An 18,164-nucleotide genomic window follows, 5' to 3' on the forward strand; every position below is an offset into this window, starting at 1 on the left:
CATGTGCGGTCGCTTCAACATCGTCCACACCCCGGGGCTCGACGCGCTGCTAGACAGCCTGGGCATCTCCGTGCAGCTGCCGCCGGCGCGCTGCAACATCGCGCCGACAGAGTCGGTGCCGCTGCTGCGCCGCGAAGGCGTCGGTGAGGCCCGCTGGTGGCTGACACCCTCCTGGGCGCCCGCGGTGGACCAGCGCTACGCGATGTTTAACGCACGCTGCGAGACGCTCGCCGACAGCCGCGCCTTCCGCCGCCCGTTCCGGCGCCAGCGGGGCATCGTGCCCATGAGCAGTTTCCTCGAGTGGCGCAGGGAGGAAGCCGGAAAGGTCCCCTGGCTGATCACCAACGCGGAGGAGGGCCTCGCCGTCGCCGCGCTGTGGGATGTCTGGGAGGGCGGGGAGAGGCCCCTGCTGTCCTGCACGCTGGTGACCACGGATGCCGCGCCGGCGTTTCGCGACTGGCACCGGCGCATGCCGGTGTTGCTGACCACCGCCGAGGCCCAGCGCTGGCTCGACAATGGCAGCGCGATTGCGAGCGACGATCCCCTGTTTGCCCCCGAGCTCAAATTTCCCCTGCGCCTCGCGCCGCTTGCCCGGGCCGTCGGCAACGCGAGCCGGAAAGACCCCGAGTTGATGGCGCCCGCAGGCGACTGGATCACCCTGGCCCACGATCGCTGAGCGGCATTTTTTCACAGGGAGGCGCTTGACCCGGCGTTCCGGTCGGATACACTTGCTAGACACAAACAAGCAATTCGTCTTACCGAGCCTGAGATAAGCCCGCAGGGACCATAACAGGGCAGGGGAGCAAGACATGAGTGCAGATGCCGCGACCATCGAGGCATTGCTGGCCCGCATAGACCAGCTGGAGAGCCGCCAGTCCATCGTGGACCTGGCCTCCGAGTACTGCCACGGTTTCGACAAGCGCGACTTCGACCGCTTTCTTGCTATCTGGTGGGAGGACTGCACCTGGAACATCGGGCCGCCCTTCGGCGCCTTCGAAGGCCATGCCGGCATACGGGAAGCGGTGAAGGATGTTCTCTGGCCGGCCTGGGACGAGAGCCATCACCTCACCACCAACAACGTCATCCATTTCGAGAGCGCGGACCGCGCTCGCTCGGTCTGCGACGTCGACTGTGTCGGCCGGCTCGCGGGCGAGAGCGTCTGCCAGATCGTCGGTGCGACCTACGAAGACCTGGTCGAGCGCCGCGACGGCACCTGGCGTATCAAGCAGCGCGACGTGACCATCCATTACTTCAACCCGGTGAACGGCACGCCGCTCGTGGCGCCGGGCTGACAGCGGGGACGCCCGCAGGCGTCCCGCCTGTAAACAACAGCAGAAAACCGTAACCCAGAGTAATAACAGCAATGATGTACCGCCGAGGAGGCAAGCCCCATGAAGAACGGTAAGAAGCAACTGGTTATCGCGCTGGCCGCGGCCGGTGTCGGCATCACGTCCGTACCGGTCGTGCACGCCCAGCAGGGTATGCTCGAGGAAATCACCGTTACCGCGCGGAAACGCGAGGAGAGCATGCAGGATGTGGGCATCTCGGTGAGTGCCCTCAGCGAGACGGAAATCCAGCGGCAGTTCGCCCGGGACATCCAGGACCTTGCCAACATTGCCCCGAACCTGATCGTCGATGACACGGGCCAGGGCCCAGGCGGCACCGCCGCCATCTTCATCCGCGGTGTCGGCGTTGCCGACCTCGAAAAGAACTTTGACCCCGCGGTCGGCGTCAGCGTGGACGGTGTGTTCATCGGTTCCACGGCCGGTGCGCTGCTGCGCAGCATTGACCTCGCCCGCGTCGAGGTGCTGCGCGGCCCGCAGGGCACGCTGTTCGGCCGCAACACCGTCGGCGGCATGATCAACCTCGAGCGTACCCGGCCCACCGGCGAGCTCGGCGGCCGCTTCCGCGCCGGCGTCGAGAACTACGATACCTGGTACGCCGATGGCATCTTCAACTTCGCGCTCACCGATGACCTCGCCGTCAAGCTGACCGCGTCAATCCGCGACCAGGGCGAGGGTTACTACGACAACAAGACCTTCAATCGCGACCAGGGCCGGCAGGAGTACACCAACCTCGGCGCGAACTTCCTCTGGAACGCCACGGAAACCCTTGAGCTGGAGTACACCTACAACCGGGAAGAGCTCGACCAGGACACGCCGGCGCTCGTCAACCTCACCCGCCCGGACCAGCTGTTCTGCACGGCGTATGGCTATTGCGCACCGAGCATCGGCGAAACAATCACCGGCGATCCGCTCGGCGTGGCCGGCGGTGGCGGTCGCCCGCCGGCGCCACCTTCCTTCGAAACCAACATAACGCCCACCGAGGCCATCGTTCCGGCCTTCATGGACGCATTCTTCGATACGGAGACGCACATCCTCGAGGCGCGTTGGGACATCACTGAGGCGCTTCGACTGGACTACATCTACGGCCGCTGGGAGTCCGACGAGGATAGCCTGCAGGACTGGGATGGCGTGCCGGAACTGCTGTACCACACCCAGCGCCCCGGCGAATGGGAGCAGGACAGCCACGAACTGCGCTTCACCTGGGATGATGGCGGCGCACTGTCCGCTCAGGCCGGTGTGTTCCTCTGGGACTCTGAGTACGAGAGCCGCATGCGCAGCTACATCGGCTTTGCGGTGCCGGGCCTCGTCCTCGACATCCCGCAGACCACCAACCAGACCACCGAGTCCATCGCCGCCTTCTTCGAGGCCGACTGGCGCCTGAGCGACAAGTTCACCTTCACCTTCGGCGGCCGCTACACCGAGGACGAGAAGGAGTCCCGGCAGTTCGGTGAGGTCAATACCCTCGACCAGGGCCGTACGTCGCACCCGAGCGAGAAGTGGGACGAGTTCACCCCGCGCATTGGCCTCAAGTACTTCCACAATGAAGACGTGATGCTGTTTGCCACCTACTCCGTGGGCTACCGCTCCGGTGGCTTCAATGGCCGGGTGGCAAGCCTCGAGGAGGCGATCCAGCCTTATGAGCCGGAGACCGTGGACAACTACGAGCTGGGGATCAAGTCAGAGCTTTTCGATAACCGGCTGCGCCTGAACGCGACGATCTTCACCATGGAGTACAACGACAAGCAGGAGGAGCTGCAGCTGCCCTCGGACCAGACCGATACGGGTCAGAAGACCGTGGTCATCAACCCGTCCTCGGCGACGATCAGCGGCTTCGAGCTGGACATGCAGGCCTACGTGACGGACGGTCTCAGTCTGCGCGCCAATCTCGGCTACCTGGACTCCGAGTACGACGACTTCGTGTACACGGACGTCGAGGGTGCGGTCGTGGATCTCAGCAACCTCGAGTTCCGCCGCGCGCCGGAGTGGACCGGCACCATCGACGCCACCTACGAGTGGGAAGTCGGCGGCGGCAACGCCTGGGTGCGGGGCTCCTACCGCTACATCGACGACCACTACACCTCGATCACCAACAACATCGAGTCGGAGAATGGCTCCCAGGGCCTGGTGGATGCGTCGGTCAACTACGCGATCGGTGACCTGCAGTTCAGTCTCTTCGGCCGCAACCTGACCGATGAGGATACCTTCACCCACGGCTACGAGGTCGCCGGTCTCTGGTCCTACGCATCCGTGCGCCGGCCGCGGACCTACGGCCTGGAAGTGGTCTACAACTTCAACAACTGATGCAGTAACCAGGACCCGGGAGCCGGGGAGGAACGGTGATGATGACAACGGAAGAACTCGCGGCCAGGGAGGCCATCAGGGACGTCATCCACCGCTATGCACGCGCCATCGACCGCATGGACGAGGCGCTTCTGCGCAGCGTGTTCCACCCCGGCTCCCGGCACAATCACTTCTACGAAGGCCCGTCCTCCGATCCGTCTGCGCCCTCGTCGCCGGAGGAGCCCGGGGACTTCATAGCCTTCGCGTTCGGCTTTCTCTCGACCTGTGCCCGCACCCATCACCAGCTCGGCAATACGCTGATCGAGTTTGACGGCAGCGATGCGGCCCGGGTCGAATCCTATTTCACCGCCTACCATCTCATGCGCCCGAAGGGCGATCCGCTCGCCGGCCCCATGGCCTACGACAGCGAGATGGACTACCTGGTGGGCGGCCGCTACGTGGATCGCTTCGAGCGCCGCGACGGCGAGTGGAAGATCGTGCAGCGCACCGGTCTGACCGACTGGATGCGCCTGGAGCCGTCCTGCAGCCAGGGCATGGGTGACCTGCCCGCGGCGACGGTCGGGCAGCGGGCACCGCACGACTTCATCAACCAGGCGGGCTGAGCGCCGTCGCGCGCTGCCCGTCAACCGGAAAGCTACAGCAAAGTCACCGCAAAGCGACAACAACCTGGCAAGGGAGAACGACATGCGCCTGGAAGGCAAGAGCGCGCTGATTACCGGCGGCGCTAGCGGTATCGGCGCCGCGGCCGCCGAACTGTTCGTCCGCGAGGGGGCGAAGGTCGCCATCGTGGACATCCAGCGGGAGGCCGGAGAGGCCCTGGCACAGCGCCTGGGGGAGGGGACCTTCTACCGTGACTGTGATGTCACCGAGGAGAGCGACCTGGTCGCCGCCGTCGACGCGACCGTCGAGCGCTTTGGCCGCCTCGATGCCCTGTTTCACTGCGCCGGCATCGTCGGTTCTGTTGGACCGCTTGCGACCACGCCCGGTGAGGAGTGGCGCTTCAGCATCGACGTGCTGCTGAACGGCACCTTCTACGCGATGAAGCACGCCGCGCGGATCATGGCGGGCCAGCGGAGCGGTTCGATCATCACGATGGCCAGCACCGCAGGTATCCTCGGCGGGCTCGGCCCCCATGCCTACACGGCTGCCAAGCACGGCGTGGTCGGCCTCACCAAGAGTGTTGCCACGGAGCTCGCCCGCAGCGGCGTGCGGGTCAATACCATTGCCGCCGCCAGCATGGCGACGCCGATGGTCGCCAACGTGCTCACCGGGGACCCGACCGATATCGCCGGTGCCGAGCGCGCCCTCGCAGAGATGTCACCGCTGCACGGCCGCGCCGGCCTCGCCATGGACGTGGCCCAGGCCGCCCTGTGGCTGGCGAGCGACGAATCGGGCTACACCACGGGGCACACGCTCACCACCGACGCCGGCATCACCATCGGCGCGACCGTCGAGGGTCCGGCCTTTGCCGAATACCAGCCGATCATCCGCGAGGCGGGCCGCACCGGGCTGGACGCCGACTAGCGCCAGGCTGCCGCTGTCGCAGGGACCCCGGCCGGTGACGGTCGGGGTTTTTTTGTGTTCGCTGCCCGGGTGAGGCCGGGCTTTCGCGCGTGCGCCAACGGTTTTCGCCGTGTTGCGGCGCAAGGGCGGGAAACCGTTGGCGGCGCGGTTGCGCGAGCCCTAGTCGGGCAGTTCGAACACGTAGAGCGCCTGCCCGTTCGTCGGCTGGTAGATCTCCGGCGAGAGCACGGCGGTGAGAGCGCGGAAGACGCCGATGCCGGTGGGTACGGCGATGTACTGCTTGCCGCCGGCGCTGTAGGTGATCGGGTAGCCGTGGAGCGGAGCACCGAGGCGCGTCTGCCAGAGCACCTCGCCGGACTCCGCGTCGAAGGCCTTGAAGTAGCGGTCCAGGTCACCGATGAAGACCAGGCCGCCGGCGGTGCTGAGGGCGCCGGTGAGGAACAGCGCGCGCTGCTCGTGGGACCAGCGCTCTTCCAGCGTGCGCACGTCGTAAGCGGCGAGCTTGCCGAGCTTGCCGCCGGCACCGGGCATTTCGTAAGTGCGTGAATCCCCGCCGTAGCCGCCGCCGCCTTCCTCCAGCGGCACCTCGCGGCCGATCATGTCCGAGCAGAGGCGGTGCAGCGGGACCACCAGGCTGCCTGTCTCGGGGCTGTAGGCGGACGCCTGCCAGTTGTGGCCGCCGTAGATCCCGGGACAGGCCTGGATCGTGTCGCCGATCTTCGCTTCGAGGATATCGTCGCGGTAGCGCACGCGGCCTTCCTCGCGGTCGATGTCCGCAAAGATGTTCTGGGGCAGCGTCTCCTTGACGGCAATGAATGCCCCGGTCTCGCGGTCCAGCTTCCACAGGAGGCCGTCCTTGCCGATGGTCAGCAGGACAGCCCTGCCGTCGATGTCCACGAGCACCCGTTCGAAGCCGATATCCATGTCGATGGTTTCGCCGGGGATATGCTGGAAATACCAGGCGATCTCGCCGGTCTTCGGGTCGAGGGCCAGGGTGCTGTTGGTGTACAGGGCCTGGTCCCGCGCGCTCATGCCGCGGCTTGCCGCGACCCAGGGCTTGGCCTGGGAGGTGCCGATGAAGAACAGGTCCAGCTCGGCGTCGTAGGAGCCCGCAATCCAGGCGTCGCCGCCGGCGCGCAGCGCCTGCGGCTGGCCGCCCCAGGTCTCGCCCTCGGGCGTACCCGGCAGCGCGATGGTCGACGTGCGCCAGAGCTCCTCGCCGGTGTCCGGGTCGTGGCCGGTAATGAAACAGCCGGCCTTCGTATACAGCTCGCAGCCGTTGATGCCGGACAGCACTACGCCGCCGCCGACGATGGGACCGGCCGTGTGCGTGTAGGCTTCCCGGTAATCCGCTTTCGGCGTCCGCCAAAGCTGCTCGCCGGTGCGCGCGTCGATGGCGACGATGGCCGCGTCGTAGGTGCTGAGGAACAGCTTGTCTTCGTAGATGGCGATGTTGCGCACCGGTCCGCCCAGGGTCTTCGCCGCGGGGGGGAAGCTGTAGGCGTATTCCCAGAGCACCTCGCCGCTGGCGCCGTCCACGGCCTGGATGATGTTGCCGGGATGGGTGACGTAGAGGATGCCGTCGTGGGCCAGCGGTGTGACCTGGTTGCTGCCGTCGCGCATCGCCAGCACCCAGGCCAGCTTGAGGTCGCCGACGGTGTCGCGGTTGACCTGCGCCAGGGGGCTGTAACCGTGGCCGTCGCGGGTCCGGCGCCAGCTGAGCCAGTCCCCCGGCGGCGGGTTCTCGAGCATCGCCTCGGTGACCGGCGAGTAGCTGTCGAGGCCGCGCCCGCGGAAGCCGCCGCGGCTGCGCGCGGCCTGGTCGATGGTCCCCGCCTCGGTGAAGTTGAACCAGCCTTCCTCGCCTGCGTCCTCGCCATCGCCTTCACCGGCCGGGGCGAGACCGGCGGGATCGAGCAGCGGGAACTCGCCCGCCGCTGCCTCGCGGTTGCGCTCGAGGACGAAAGCAACGGCCGCCGCGAGGTCCCGGTTACGCAGCACCGAGGTGCCGCCGGGGGGCATGTTGGCGGCGGTGTAGCGAAGCAGGTCGACGGGGGCGGCCTGTCCCCACTTGTCGAGGAAGACCGGCCCGAGGAGCGCGTTGCCATGCGGCGAGCCGCGCAGGGACATGCCGTGGCAGTTGGAACAGTGGCGCAGGTAGACGGCCTCGCCGCGGCTCGCAAGGGCGGCGGGGGTCGGCGCGCTGTCGTCGGCGCCGATGGCAGCGGCGGCGGTTGCGAGGAGGAGCGTGGCGAGGAGAGCGTGGGGCAGGGCCTTGGGCATGGAGTCTTGTCCTCTGCTGCTTGGCGGCGTCAGGCGCTGTAGCCGCCGTCGACGCCGATGATCTGTCCGTTGATGTAGCCGGCCTCGGGGCTCAGCAGGAAGCTGACGGTCGCAGCCACCTCGTCGGGCTGGCCGAGGCGCGGGGCCGGCGTGCGGTCGAGGCAAAGGCGGATCACTTCCTGGGCCGTCTCGTCGGCGGTGAAGGAGGAGTGCACGATGCCCACGTCGATGACGCCGGGGGCGACGGCGTTGATGCGCTTGCCCGCGCTGGCGATTTCCCGCGCCAGCTGGCGCACGATGCCGGCGATGGCGGTCTTGGGGATGCCGGACATGCCGTCGTTCTCCAGGGTACGCAGCACGGCCGTGGTCAGCAGCTGCACCAGCGCACCACCGGCCGGCAGGCGCCGTGCCGCGGCCGTGAGCAGGTGAAAGGCACCGAACACGTCGGTCTCCATGATCGTGCGGAACTGCTCCGGCGAGACATCGACCAGGGGGCAGAGCGGGATTGCCGGCCCCGTGGCATTGACGACGGCCTGCAGCGGCCAGTCATCGCTGCCGGCCTGCGCCAGGAATGCGTCGACGGCAGCCGGATCGCGCAGGTCCACCGCGGCAGTGTGCACCGGTACATCCGCCGCGACGAGTTCTTCACAGAGGTCGCGGGCCGCGTCGCCGTTGCGGTGGTAGCCGATACAGAGGCCGTTGCCTTCCGACGCCAGGCGGCGACAGATGGCGGCACCGAGGCCACCGCTGCCGCCGACTACTGCAACCGTGCGCTTCTCCATTGCCTCTGCCTCCCCCTCGACGCGCGCTGGCACCGGCCCGCGGAGGCGCCGCTGCCCTTACCCCTGCTATCCCGGCTCCCGCCTAGTCTTCCAGGTAGTGGCCGTACTTCTTCAGGGCGGCCTCGCGCTGCGTGGGTGTGTGGTAGGTGGGGAACAGGCCCGGGGAGGGCTCGTAATCGCGCAGGACCGTGCGCGCCACCGTGATCTTGTGCACCTCCGAGGGGCCGTCGACCACGCCGAGCTCCGGGATGTTGGCCCACATGGTCATCAGGGGCGTTTCGTCGGACATGCCCCAGCTGCCGTGCAGGTGCATGACGCGGTAGATCACGTCCTGCAGCACCTTCGGGGTGGCGGCCTTGATCGCGGCGATCTCCTTGCGCACCTCCCGGTTGTATTCCTTGTACTTGTCGATCAGCCAGGCCGTGTAGAGCACGTGCAGCCGGTACTGCAGGATCTGCGTGTAGCTGTCGGCGATCTTCTCCTGCACCGTCTGCTTGTCGGCGAGCAGCTCGCCCTTGGTGCGCCGGCTCTTCACCCGCTCGCACATCATGTCCATGGCTTTCTTCAGCACGCCGACGCTGCGCATGGCGTGGTGCACGCGGCCGCCGCCGAGGCGGGTCTGGGCGACGAGAAAGCCGCCGCCTTCCTCGCCGAGGAGGTTCTCGGCCGGCACACGGCAGTTGCTGAAACGCAGGTAGCCGTGCACACCGTCCCCCTGCTCGACGTAGGGGCCGACCGCGCAGTTGCGGATGATCTCCATGCCCGGCGTGCCTTTCTCCACGAGCAGCATGGAGGCGCCCTTGTGGATCGGGACGTCCTTGTTGGTGACGACCATCACCAGCAGGAACTCGGAGAAACGCGCGTGGGAGGCGAACCACTTCTCGCCGTTGATCACCCACTCGTCACCGTCTCGCTCGGCGGTGCAGGTAAACTCCGCCGGGTCGGCGCCGGCGTGCGGCTCGGTCATCGAGTAGCAGGAGGCGATCTTGCCGTCGAGGAGCGGCTGAAGGTACTTCGCCTTCTGCTCCGGCGTGCCGAAATGGGCCAGGATCTCGGCATTGCCCGAATCCGGCGCCTGGCAGCCGAAGACACTGGGGCCGAAGCGGCTGCGGCCGAGGATCTCGTTCATGAGGCCGAGCTTGACCTGGCCGTAGCCCTCGCCGCCGAGCTCGGGACCGAGGTGGCAGGCCCAGAGCTTCTCCTTCTTGACGATCTCGCGCAGCGGCGCCATGGCCCGGGCGGCCGGGGAGTCCGGGTCCCAGGGGTCCCCGGGGCCGCGGAAGACGAGGTCGAGGGGCTCGATCTCCTCCCGGGTAAAGGTGTCGATCCAATCCAGCTTCTGCTGAAACTCAGGGTCAGTCTCGAAACTCCAGCTCACGCGGCCTCCCGTTTATTGTCTGGCTTCTTGCGTCGATCGCGGCGCGCCTTGCGGGGCTGTTCCTGGGTCGTGCGCCTTGACTTGGTAAGCCGCAAGTTTAAACTTGCTAGTCGCAAACAAGCAAATACTAATAACCGCCCAGCGCAGGATGCCATGGACAAATACCCGACTACCTGGATTGTAACCGGTGCCTCCCGAGGGATCGGGCTGGCCGCCGCCGACCGTATTCTCGCGCAGGGCGGTCGCGTCGCCCTCGTTGCCCGGGGCGACGGCCTCGACGAACTCGCTGCGGAGCGCGGCGAAAACTGCATCGCCTGCCGCGCAGACGTTTCCCGCCCCGAGGAGCTCGAGGCGGTGGCAGAGCGTGTGCTCGCCGAGTGGGGGCGCATCGACGTCCTGGTCAACAACGCCGGCCTGCACCGCGGCGGCCGCGTCGGGCGCCTAAAGCCGGAGGACTGGCAGGCGGTACTGGATGTCAATCTCACCGGAGCGCTGAACGCCATCCGGGCGGTCGAGCCCCACCTCGCCGAGGGTGGGGCAATCGTCAATGTCGGCGCCGTCGTCGGCTTCCGCGGTTTCCCCGGCGACTCCGCCTACGCCGCGTCCAAGGCCGGGCTGGCGGGGCTGACCCGGGCACTGGCGATAGAACTGGCGCCCCGCGGCATCCGCGTCAACCTCGTGATCCCCGGGCTCGTTCTCACGGAGATGACCGGTGGTGTGTCCGAAAAGGCGCTTGAAGCCATGCGCAAGACGATTCCTCTCGGCCGCTACGGTGAGGCCACCGATATCGGCCGCGTCATCCACTGGGTGGGATCCAGCGACTACATGACCGGTGCCTTCGTGCCCGTGGATGGCGGCCTGCTGTCGAGTTTCGGGGTCCCGGGACAATGAGTCCGGAGCGGGAAGCGGCGCTGCGGGACTGGCTGGCGGCGGTAACCGGTGTCTCCGGCGCTCGCGTCGCCGGAGAGCTGGGTGGTGGTAACGCCAACGTCACCCTGCGCCTTTCCAGCGACGACGGCCCGCTCGTCCTGCGCACGCCGCCGGAAAACGCCGTATCGGCGAAGGCGCACCGCGGAATCGAGCGCGAGGGGAAGGTCCTGCGCGCGCTTTCCGGACGGGCCCGGGTGCCGGGCTTCGTCGCCTGGTGCGAGGATCCGGCGATCCTCGGCCGGCCGTTCCTGGTCGTGCGCCACGTCGACGGCGTGTCGATCACGGACACGCTCCCGGCCGCCTACCCCGATAGCGTCGAGACAGTGAACCGGCTCGGCGAGGAACTGGTGGACGAGCTCGCCCTCGTGCACAAGCTGCCCTGGGCCTCGCTGGGGCTCGACGGCTTCGGGCGCCCCGAGGGCTTCCTGGAGCGCCAGGTCACGCGCTGGCGGGAGGTGCGCCGCGGCGACCAGGTGCGCGAGCTGCCCCAGCTCGAGGCCCTGGCGGACTGGCTCCTGGCCGAAAAGCCCGCCGACCACCCGGGCGCGCTCACCCACGGCGACTATCACCTGGACAACACGCTGTCGCTGCCGGACCGGCCCGGCCTCGCCGCGATCATCGACTGGGAGCTGGCGACGATCGGCGATCCGCTGTCGGACCTGGCGCTGCTGCTCATGTTCTGGGGCGACCAGCGCCGGGCGGACCCGCCCGGGTTCCCGCAGATCCAGCAGGTCAGCCGGCGTTCGGGGGTCCACAGCCGCCGGGCGCTCGCGGAGCGCTGGTCCCGGCAGACCGGAATCGGCCTCGAGCGTCTCGACTACTACCTGTGTTTTGCCTTCTGGCGTCTCGCCGCCATCGTCGAGGGCGCCTACGTCCTGTTCCGCCGGGGCAAGGTCGACACCACCTACGCCCGGGGCATCGAGCGGGATGTGCCCGCGCTCCTGGCCGAGGCCGCCGCCGCAGCGAAAGGAGACTGGTAAATGGCCGATTACGCGCCCATGCCCGCCACCATGATGCACATGCCCATGACCGTACAGATGATCCTGCGTCATGGCGCGACGGTGTTTCCCGATAGCGTGGTCGCCGACTTCGATGGCGAACAGGTCACCCACACGCGTTATGCAGACATCGCGGCGAACGCGGTGCGCCTCGCCAACCTGCTGCGCGACCTGGGCGTCCGTCCCGGTGACCGCGTCGGCACCTTCAGCTGGAACAATCGCGAGCACCAGGAGGCGTACCTGGCGATCCCGTCCATGGGCGCGATCATGCACACGATCAACGTGCGCCTGTCCACGGAGCAGATCGCCTACGTGATCAACCACGCCGAGGACCGGGTGCTGATCGTCGATGCGCAGCTGCTCGACGTCCTCACGCCGGCGCTGCCGCTCCTGGAGACCGTGCAGCACCTGCTCGTCGTCGGCGAGGCCAAGGATCCCGGCAACGGCACGATTCACAGCCACGACTACCGCGCCGCGGTCAGCCAGCAGGCGGACGACTATCCCTGGCCGGCGCTGGACGAGAATGCCGCCGCGGCCGTGTGCTACACGAGCGGCACCACGGGCAATCCCAAGGGCGTCGTCTACAGCCACAAGACGACCTACCTGCACGCGCTCGCCTCCCGGGCGACGGATACCTTCGGCATCTGCGAGGCCGACCGGCTCCTGCTGCTGCCGCCCATGTTTCACGCCAACTCCTGGGGCATGCCCTACAGCGGCTGGTTCTCGGGCAGCGACCTCGTGATGCCGGGGCCCCACGTGCAGCCGGACAAGCTGGTACGCCTGATCGGCAGCGAGCGACCGACCTTCAGTGCCATGGTGCCCACGGTGCTAGGCGACCTGCTCCGGGTGCCGGAGGAGGAATTCGACATGCGCTGCTTCCGCCTGCTGGTCTCCGGCGGCTCCGCGGTGCCGCCGGCGATGATCGAGGCCGTGCGCGAGCGCTGGGGCGTCCCGCTGCTCCAGGGCTGGGGCATGACCGAGACCAGCCCGATGTGCGTGCTCTCGCACCCGCCGAGGGCGCTCGATGGCGTGCCCGAGTCGCGCTGGCGCGCCAAGAGCGGGCGCCCGGTCCCCGGTATCGAGGTGCGCGCGGTGGATGACAACGGCGAGGCCGTGCCCCGCGACGGGGAGACGGTCGGCGAGCTGCAGCTGCGCGGGCCCTGGGTGACCGGCGCGTACCACGGGATCGACGCCGCGGACAGTGTTACCGACGATGGCTGGCTGCGTACCGGCGACGTCGGCCATATCGATTGCAAGCACTTCGTCCAGCTGACTGACCGGACCAAGGACGTGATAAAGTCCGGCGGCGAGTGGATCTCGTCCGTGGACCTGGAGAATGCCCTGGCGGCCCACCCGGACGTGACCGAGGCCGCTGTCATCGCCGTGCCCGACGAGCGCTGGCAGGAGCGCCCGCTGGCCATCGTGGCGAGTGAGCGCAAGGGCCTGGACGCCGAGGAGCTGCGCGGCTTTCTTCGCGATCGCGTTGCCCGCTTCTGGATTCCCGAGCGCTGGGTCTTTGTCGACGCCATCGAGAAGACCAGCGTGGGCAAGATCGACAAGAAGCGCCTGCGGGAACGCCGCGATGCCGGTGAGTTCGAGATCCTGCGCGTGTCCTGACGCCGCAGCCTGACGAGGAGAGGCACCGATGCCACAGCCACAGCCATCCCGGGCCGAGGAAGGGCCGCTGACCCAGGCCGAGCGGACGGCCCTGTCCGACCGGCGCATGTTCGAGGCGGCCATCGAGCTCATCAACGAGTTCGGCACGCGCAAGATGACCCTGAAGGAGATCGGTGAGCGCGCGGGCTACAGCCGCGGCCTCGCGAGCTATCGTTTCGGTTCCAAGGACGGTCTTTTACGCGAGCTCTTCGGGCGCTTTGACAAGCGCTGGAAAGAGCACCTCGGCGAGCGCCTGCAGGGCAAGCGCGGCATCGAGGCCATACGCGCCGGTATTCACGCCCAGCGGGATTTCTTCCGCAGCGAGCCGAGCTACCTGCGCGCCATGTACCTGCTCTGGTACGAATCGCTCGGCCACGAGTCGGACATCCGCGGCACCCTCGCCGATCACCACGCGATCTACCGCAAGGACGCTCGCCAGTGGATCGAGGCCGGCATCGCCGACGGGGATATCTCCCCGACCATCGACGCGGAACAGTTCGCGGTGCGCTACTGCGCCTTCATGTTCGGGACCATCTACCAGTGGCTGGTGGACGCGGAGTCGCTGGACATCGACAGGCTCTTCGCAGATTACGAGAAGCACATCATGACCATCTTGAGATCAGGAGTGTGACGCCCATGGCTTACCTGCAACGCGACGACGGCAACGTTTACTTCGAGGATCACGGCAGCGGCGAGCGCACCGTGCTGCTGCTGCACGGCTGGGGCATGAGCCTGCGCGTCTGGGACGCCGTACTGCTCGCGCTCCTCGACAAGGGCTACCGGGTGGTGCTCGTGGACCACCGCGGCTGCGGCGGCTCCGACAAGGACTTCGCCGACATGGGCATCGAGGCCATCGCCGCTGATGTCGTGGCCCTGGTGGAGCAGCTCGGTCTCGAGCGGGTGGTGCTGAACGGCTGGTCCCTCGGCGGCGCGGTCGCCGTCGCGGCGGCGGGCCGGCTCGGCGAGCGCTGCGAAGGCCTGGTGCTGACCTGCGCGGCCTCCCCGATCTACGTTCAGAAGCCGGATCTCGCCCTCGGTGGGACACCGGAGGACATGGCGGCCACCGTGCAGGGTCTCAGCGAAGACCGCATCACCTTCCTTCACGCACTCTCGAAGGCAGTCTGCGCCAGGCCCGTGGGCGAGGCGCTGGAGCACTGGATGTGGCGGGTGTTCACCGAGGCGTCGCCGCGGGCGATCGCAACGCTGGCCGAGCTCGGCCCGCTCGACCAGCGCGAGCTGCTGGCCGGGCTGGCGCTGCCCATCCTCAGCTATGTCGGTGGTCAGGACGGCTTTGTGGCACCGCCGATCTGCCGCTGGGTCGCGGAGAACAACAGCCACGCCCGCGCGGTGGAGCTCCCCGAGTGCGGCCACGCACCCTTCCTCGAGGAGCGCGAGCGCTACCTCGAGGAACTGTTCGGCTTCCTCGCCGAAACCGCCTGAGCGGAAAGCCCGCCTGCGCCCGCTCAGAAGGCGGCGCAGGCAGTGCCGACGCCGTCGCGTCGTGTCTCCAGCAGCGCCTGGTAGGTAAGTACCCGGAACGTGTCCGCCAGCGTGGTCTGGTGGGGCACGCTCTGGGTCATGAAGATGCCGACGATATCGTCTACCGGGTCGACCCAGAACAGGGTACCCGCGGCACCCCCCCAGCCGTAGCTGCCGTCGGCGCCGAGTTCGCCGGTGACGCCGGGGTCCATGCTCACGCCGACACCCAGGCCGAAGCCGTCGATCGCGTAGAGGTCGTCCGTGGCGAGCCCCGCGACATGGTTGCGGCGCAGGTGGCGCACGGTAAGCGGCGCCAGCAGGCGGACGCCGTCCACCGCACCGTCACCGGCCAGCATGCGTGCGAAGCGCAGGTAGTCCTCTCCGGTGCTGACCAGGCCACCGCCGCCGCTCTCGAACACGTTCCCCTCCAGGTAGCCGCGGGTGAGTTCCGGGTCGGCGACCTCCAGCGCCTGCTCGTCACTGAACTGCCAGGGCGCATCCCAGGCCATGGTCGCGCCCCGGGGTGAGTAGAGCTGCGCGAGACGACTGCGCTTGCCCTCCGGGACCACGAAGTGGGTATCGATCATGCCGAGGGGCTCGAAAATGTGCTCGCGCAGGAACGCTCCCAGCCCCATGCCGCTGACCGCCTCGACCAGGCGCCCCTGCACGTCCACGGCCACGCTGTAGTGCCAGCGGGTACCGGGCTCGTACTGCAGCGGCAGGCGGCCGAGCGCCGCCGTGAACGCGCCGAGGTCTTCCTGCTGGAACAGGGCGGCGTCGCGGTAGGCGCGGTCCACGCTGGTGTCGCCGAAAAGTCCGTAGCTGAAACCGGCGCTGTGGCGCAGGAGGTCGCGGATCGTCGGCTGCCGCGCCGCCGGCCGGGTAGCGAGCGGGGTGTTCGGGTCGAGGCTCTCGGCAACCGTGAGGTCCGCCAGTTCCGGCAGGTACTTTGCCACCGGGTCACCGAGGAGGAAGCGTCCCTCCTCGTAGAGCATCAGGACGGCGACCGTGGTGATGGGCTTGGTCATGGAGTAGATGCGGTAGAGCGTGTCCCGGGTGGCCGGCAGCCCCGCCTCGCGGTCCCGCTCGCCCCAGGTCGCGTGGTAGACGATCTTCCCGCCCCGGGCGATGAGTCCCTCGCCGCCGACCATGGTCCCGGCCTCTACGGCGGCGGCCATGTGCCGATCGATGCGCGCGAGGCGCTCCGCGAAAAAACCGGCGCCGGCCGGGTCCGGCTCTGCCGGCGCGGCGAGGCCTATGCTGGCGCTACCCATGCAGGCGAAGGCGGCAGCGAGCAGGGCGCAGGCCAGCGCCGGAAAACGGTCGAGGCGGGGGCGGGCAGGTCGACGCATTACGGCGCTCCAGTCAGGTGGGAGGCCTTACGCTAGCCAGCTTTGCCGGCGCTGGCAAATCTCCGGCAGCAGCGGCGGTCCCCGGGGCGGCTCAGGCGCTGAGGGGCGCGCCGGCCAGGAGCGCGAGGGCGGCGTAACGCAGTCCCTTGCCGATGGCGAGGAGCGGCGCGACCTTCCACAGCGGCGCGCGCAGGGTGCCGGCCACCAGCGGCAGCGCGTCGCCGCCGAGGGGCAGCCAGGCAAAGAGCAGGCTCCAGTAGCCGTAGCGCCCGAACCAGGCGGTCGCCCGGCCGAGCTGCCGGTCGCTGACGGGCCACCAGCGCCGGTCCCGGAAGGTGAGCAGGGCGCGACCGAGGACCCAGTTCACCAGGCCGCCGAGGGTGTTGCCGACGGTGGCCACGACCACGAGCAGCAGCGGTGTGCTGCCGTCGGCGAGGAGCGCGAGGAACACCACCTCGGAATAGAATGGCAGGAACGTGGCGGCGAGAAACGCGCTGGCGAAGAGGACCGCGAGTTCAGTCACGGCGCCTCGCAGCGCGCACCAGCCAGCGGAACAGGGCGAGCTGGGCGGGCAGGTAGAGGAGGTACTCGGGGTGCCACTGCACGCCGAGCACCGGCCGCTCGCGGTGCTCGACGCCCTGCACCAGGCCGTCGAGGTCCCGGCCCGTGATGGCCAGGCCTTCGCCGGGCCGGTCGATGGCCTGGTGGTGCAGGCTGTTCACCCGCAGCCGCTGGCGACGCGTCAGCTCTGCCAGGCGGGAGTCGCCCACAAGGTCCACGCGCTTGGTGGGCAGGAGGCCGGGGCGGTTGCGCGTGCGCCTGCGCAGGGCGCGGATATCGGCGTGCAGGTTGCCGCCGAGGACAACGTTGATGAGCTGGGCCCCGCGGCAGATACCGAGCAGCGGCAGCCCGCGCTCCAGCGCCCCGCGGACCCAGTGGATCTCCAGCGCGTCCCGCGCCGTGTCGGTGCGCACCGGCCCCTCGAGCACGCCGCCGTAGTGCTCCGGCGCGATGTCGTTCCCGCCGCCGATCACCAGCGCGTCGATGTCCTCCGGGTCCTGCTCGTGGCGCAGGCTGATGCGGGCCGCGCGGGCCCCGCACAGGGCGACGGCCAGCCGCGTGCACCACCAGGCGGGCGCGAAGCGCCGCGCGGTCCCGGTCACACCAATCCGCGGTCGCGCAGCCATGGGGAAAGATCCGTGCACCAGGCGGCCCGGTCCACGCCCAGGAGCGGGCGCCACCGGTCGAGAAAGGCCGCGGCGAGGGCCTCGAGGTCCGCCGGACGCTGGGCGAGGTCGTCGACGACGCGCCAGCCCTCCCAGGCATCGCCGAGAGACCACGCCGGGTCGTCGATGAGGCAGTTGGGCAGCCGGTAGTGGAAGGCCGGTCGTGCCTTCACGCGGTCGTCGTCGACCGCGGCCTGCACCGTCCCGGCATCGAGCTCACTGAACAGGGGCAGCATGTCGAGAGCGCGGTTGCGGGTCGGGTTCTGCCGCAGGTAGGCCGCGAGGAGCGCGCCGGTGCTTTCCGGCGGACCCGCCTCGCACAGTTCGCGCGTGTAGGCCTCGGGGTAGAGATCCACGTAGGGGCTGACCCGCCGCGCGAGGTCGACGGCATGCGCGTCCACCAGCCACCACTGCAGCAGGGCGAAGCTCGCGACATAGCGCCACAGCGTGGTCGCCTCGAGGTCGGGTGCTTCCGTGTTGATGTGGACGCCGTAGGCGGCGATTACCGTGTCGCGGGTACCGGCAGCGCCGGCCTCGCGCAGGGCGTCGACCAGCGGGTCGAGCAGTGCCTCAAGCCGGTCCAGGGGCAGGGGCGGGCCGACGACCTCCAGCGGTACGACGCGCTCCGCGGCGAGGCTGAGCAGTTCAATCCAGCCCTCGCCGCTGCCGCCGTCCTGCTCGGCGGCCTGGCGCTTGAGGAAGGCCCAGTCGATCTCGATGGCGAAGTCACCGGCGTCCGGGACCGCCAGGATGCAGTGGGCGGCGTCCTGCTCGCGCCGCTCGCCACCGATGGCAGCGGCCACGACCTCGACCGCGCGCGCAAGCGGGAGGCCGGTAAACTCGATCTCGATACCGACCCGGCGCCAGTCGCCACTGGCCGTGTGTGTTACCGCTGGGAGCGTGAACATG

Annotated in this window: 17 protein-coding genes; 10 read left to right on the forward strand and 7 right to left on the reverse strand. The window is 68.7% G+C overall.

The features are described 5' to 3' along the window. Nucleotide 1: 1 nt before the first annotated feature. The 5 genes from RKE50_RS06490 (at nucleotide 2) to RKE50_RS06510 (ending at nucleotide 5,171) form a co-directional block, all read left to right on the forward strand. Nucleotides 2-676 carry an SOS response-associated peptidase gene (locus RKE50_RS06490; protein ID WP_350035289.1) on the forward strand — a complete coding sequence of 225 codons (675 nt, stop codon included), beginning with the start codon at nucleotides 2-4 and terminating at the stop codon, nucleotides 674-676. Between the two features lie 133 nt (nucleotides 677-809). Then, on the forward strand, nucleotides 810-1,292 hold the full coding sequence (locus tag RKE50_RS06495) for a nuclear transport factor 2 family protein (protein ID WP_350035290.1): 483 nt from the start codon (nucleotides 810-812) through the stop codon (nucleotides 1,290-1,292). A 99-nt stretch (nucleotides 1,293-1,391) separates the two neighbouring features. Next, on the forward strand, nucleotides 1,392-3,647 hold the full coding sequence (locus RKE50_RS06500; protein WP_350035292.1) for a TonB-dependent receptor: 2,256 nt from the start codon (nucleotides 1,392-1,394) through the stop codon (nucleotides 3,645-3,647). A 38-nt stretch (nucleotides 3,648-3,685) separates the two neighbouring features. Next, nucleotides 3,686-4,249 carry a nuclear transport factor 2 family protein gene (locus RKE50_RS06505; protein ID WP_350035293.1) on the forward strand — a complete coding sequence of 188 codons (564 nt, stop codon included), beginning with the start codon at nucleotides 3,686-3,688 and terminating at the stop codon, nucleotides 4,247-4,249. Nucleotides 4,250-4,331: 82 nt separating this feature from the next. Next, nucleotides 4,332-5,171 carry an SDR family oxidoreductase gene (locus RKE50_RS06510; RefSeq protein ID WP_350035295.1) on the forward strand — a complete coding sequence of 280 codons (840 nt, stop codon included), beginning with the start codon at nucleotides 4,332-4,334 and terminating at the stop codon, nucleotides 5,169-5,171. 159 nt (nucleotides 5,172-5,330) lie between these two features. Here RKE50_RS06510 and RKE50_RS06515 read toward each other — a convergent pair whose 3' ends face one another. From RKE50_RS06515 to RKE50_RS06525, 3 genes are all read right to left on the reverse strand, one after another. Then, the gene (locus RKE50_RS06515) at nucleotides 5,331-7,454 is read right to left on the reverse strand and encodes an outer membrane protein assembly factor BamB family protein (RefSeq protein ID WP_350035296.1); all 2,124 of its coding nucleotides are present in this window, start codon (nucleotides 7,452-7,454) and stop codon (nucleotides 5,331-5,333) included. 29 nt (nucleotides 7,455-7,483) lie between these two features. Further along, entirely contained in the window at nucleotides 7,484-8,236 is a 753-nt protein-coding gene (locus tag RKE50_RS06520; protein ID WP_350035297.1) for an SDR family NAD(P)-dependent oxidoreductase, read from the reverse strand. Nucleotides 8,237-8,318: 82 nt separating this feature from the next. Beyond that, nucleotides 8,319-9,614, reverse strand: a complete 1,296-nt coding sequence (locus RKE50_RS06525) for an acyl-CoA dehydrogenase family protein (protein WP_350035299.1) — start codon at nucleotides 9,612-9,614, stop codon at nucleotides 8,319-8,321. Between the two features lie 153 nt (nucleotides 9,615-9,767). On the opposite strand from RKE50_RS06525, the gene RKE50_RS06530 reads away from it, so the two are divergent. The 5 genes from RKE50_RS06530 to RKE50_RS06550 are packed head-to-tail and all read left to right on the forward strand — an operon-like array spanning nucleotide 9,768 to nucleotide 14,638. Then, nucleotides 9,768-10,505: an SDR family NAD(P)-dependent oxidoreductase gene (locus tag RKE50_RS06530; protein WP_350035301.1), complete on the forward strand. Its 738-nt coding sequence runs from the start codon at nucleotides 9,768-9,770 to the stop codon at nucleotides 10,503-10,505. Continuing rightward, the gene (locus RKE50_RS06535) at nucleotides 10,502-11,524 is read left to right on the forward strand and encodes a phosphotransferase family protein (RefSeq protein ID WP_350035303.1); all 1,023 of its coding nucleotides are present in this window, start codon (nucleotides 10,502-10,504) and stop codon (nucleotides 11,522-11,524) included. Before RKE50_RS06530 ends, RKE50_RS06535 begins: the two co-directional genes overlap by 4 nt. Beyond that, the gene (locus RKE50_RS06540) at nucleotides 11,525-13,159 is read left to right on the forward strand and encodes a long-chain fatty acid--CoA ligase (RefSeq protein ID WP_350035305.1); all 1,635 of its coding nucleotides are present in this window, start codon (nucleotides 11,525-11,527) and stop codon (nucleotides 13,157-13,159) included. Between the two features lie 28 nt (nucleotides 13,160-13,187). Then, nucleotides 13,188-13,829 (forward strand): TetR/AcrR family transcriptional regulator, encoded by a 642-nt coding sequence (locus tag RKE50_RS06545; RefSeq protein WP_350035307.1) that lies wholly within the window; start codon nucleotides 13,188-13,190, stop codon nucleotides 13,827-13,829. A 5-nt stretch (nucleotides 13,830-13,834) separates the two neighbouring features. Then, nucleotides 13,835-14,638, forward strand: coding sequence for an alpha/beta fold hydrolase (locus tag RKE50_RS06550; protein WP_350035309.1), 804 nt, complete (start codon nucleotides 13,835-13,837; stop codon nucleotides 14,636-14,638). A 23-nt stretch (nucleotides 14,639-14,661) separates the two neighbouring features. Here RKE50_RS06550 and RKE50_RS06555 read toward each other — a convergent pair whose 3' ends face one another. The 4 genes from RKE50_RS06555 to RKE50_RS06570 all read right to left on the reverse strand — a co-directional run bounded on the left by RKE50_RS06555 (nucleotide 14,662) and on the right by RKE50_RS06570 (nucleotide 18,163). Next, on the reverse strand, nucleotides 14,662-16,029 hold the full coding sequence (locus tag RKE50_RS06555) for a serine hydrolase domain-containing protein (protein WP_350035311.1): 1,368 nt from the start codon (nucleotides 16,027-16,029) through the stop codon (nucleotides 14,662-14,664). 91 nt (nucleotides 16,030-16,120) lie between these two features. Continuing rightward, entirely contained in the window at nucleotides 16,121-16,552 is a 432-nt protein-coding gene (locus RKE50_RS06560; protein WP_350035313.1) for a YqaA family protein, read from the reverse strand. Continuing rightward, nucleotides 16,545-17,216, reverse strand: a complete 672-nt coding sequence (locus RKE50_RS06565) for a gamma-glutamyl-gamma-aminobutyrate hydrolase family protein (protein WP_350035315.1) — start codon at nucleotides 17,214-17,216, stop codon at nucleotides 16,545-16,547. The genes RKE50_RS06560 and RKE50_RS06565 overlap by 8 nt, the downstream gene beginning before the upstream one ends. Beyond that, entirely contained in the window at nucleotides 17,189-18,163 is a 975-nt protein-coding gene (locus tag RKE50_RS06570; RefSeq protein WP_350035317.1) for an amidoligase family protein, read from the reverse strand. The genes RKE50_RS06565 and RKE50_RS06570 overlap by 28 nt, the downstream gene beginning before the upstream one ends. Nucleotide 18,164: the final 1 nt, after the last annotated feature.

The sequence above is a fragment of the Pseudohaliea sp. genome, assembly GCF_040217025.1.
GTDB lineage: Bacteria > Pseudomonadota > Gammaproteobacteria > Pseudomonadales > Halieaceae > Pseudohaliea.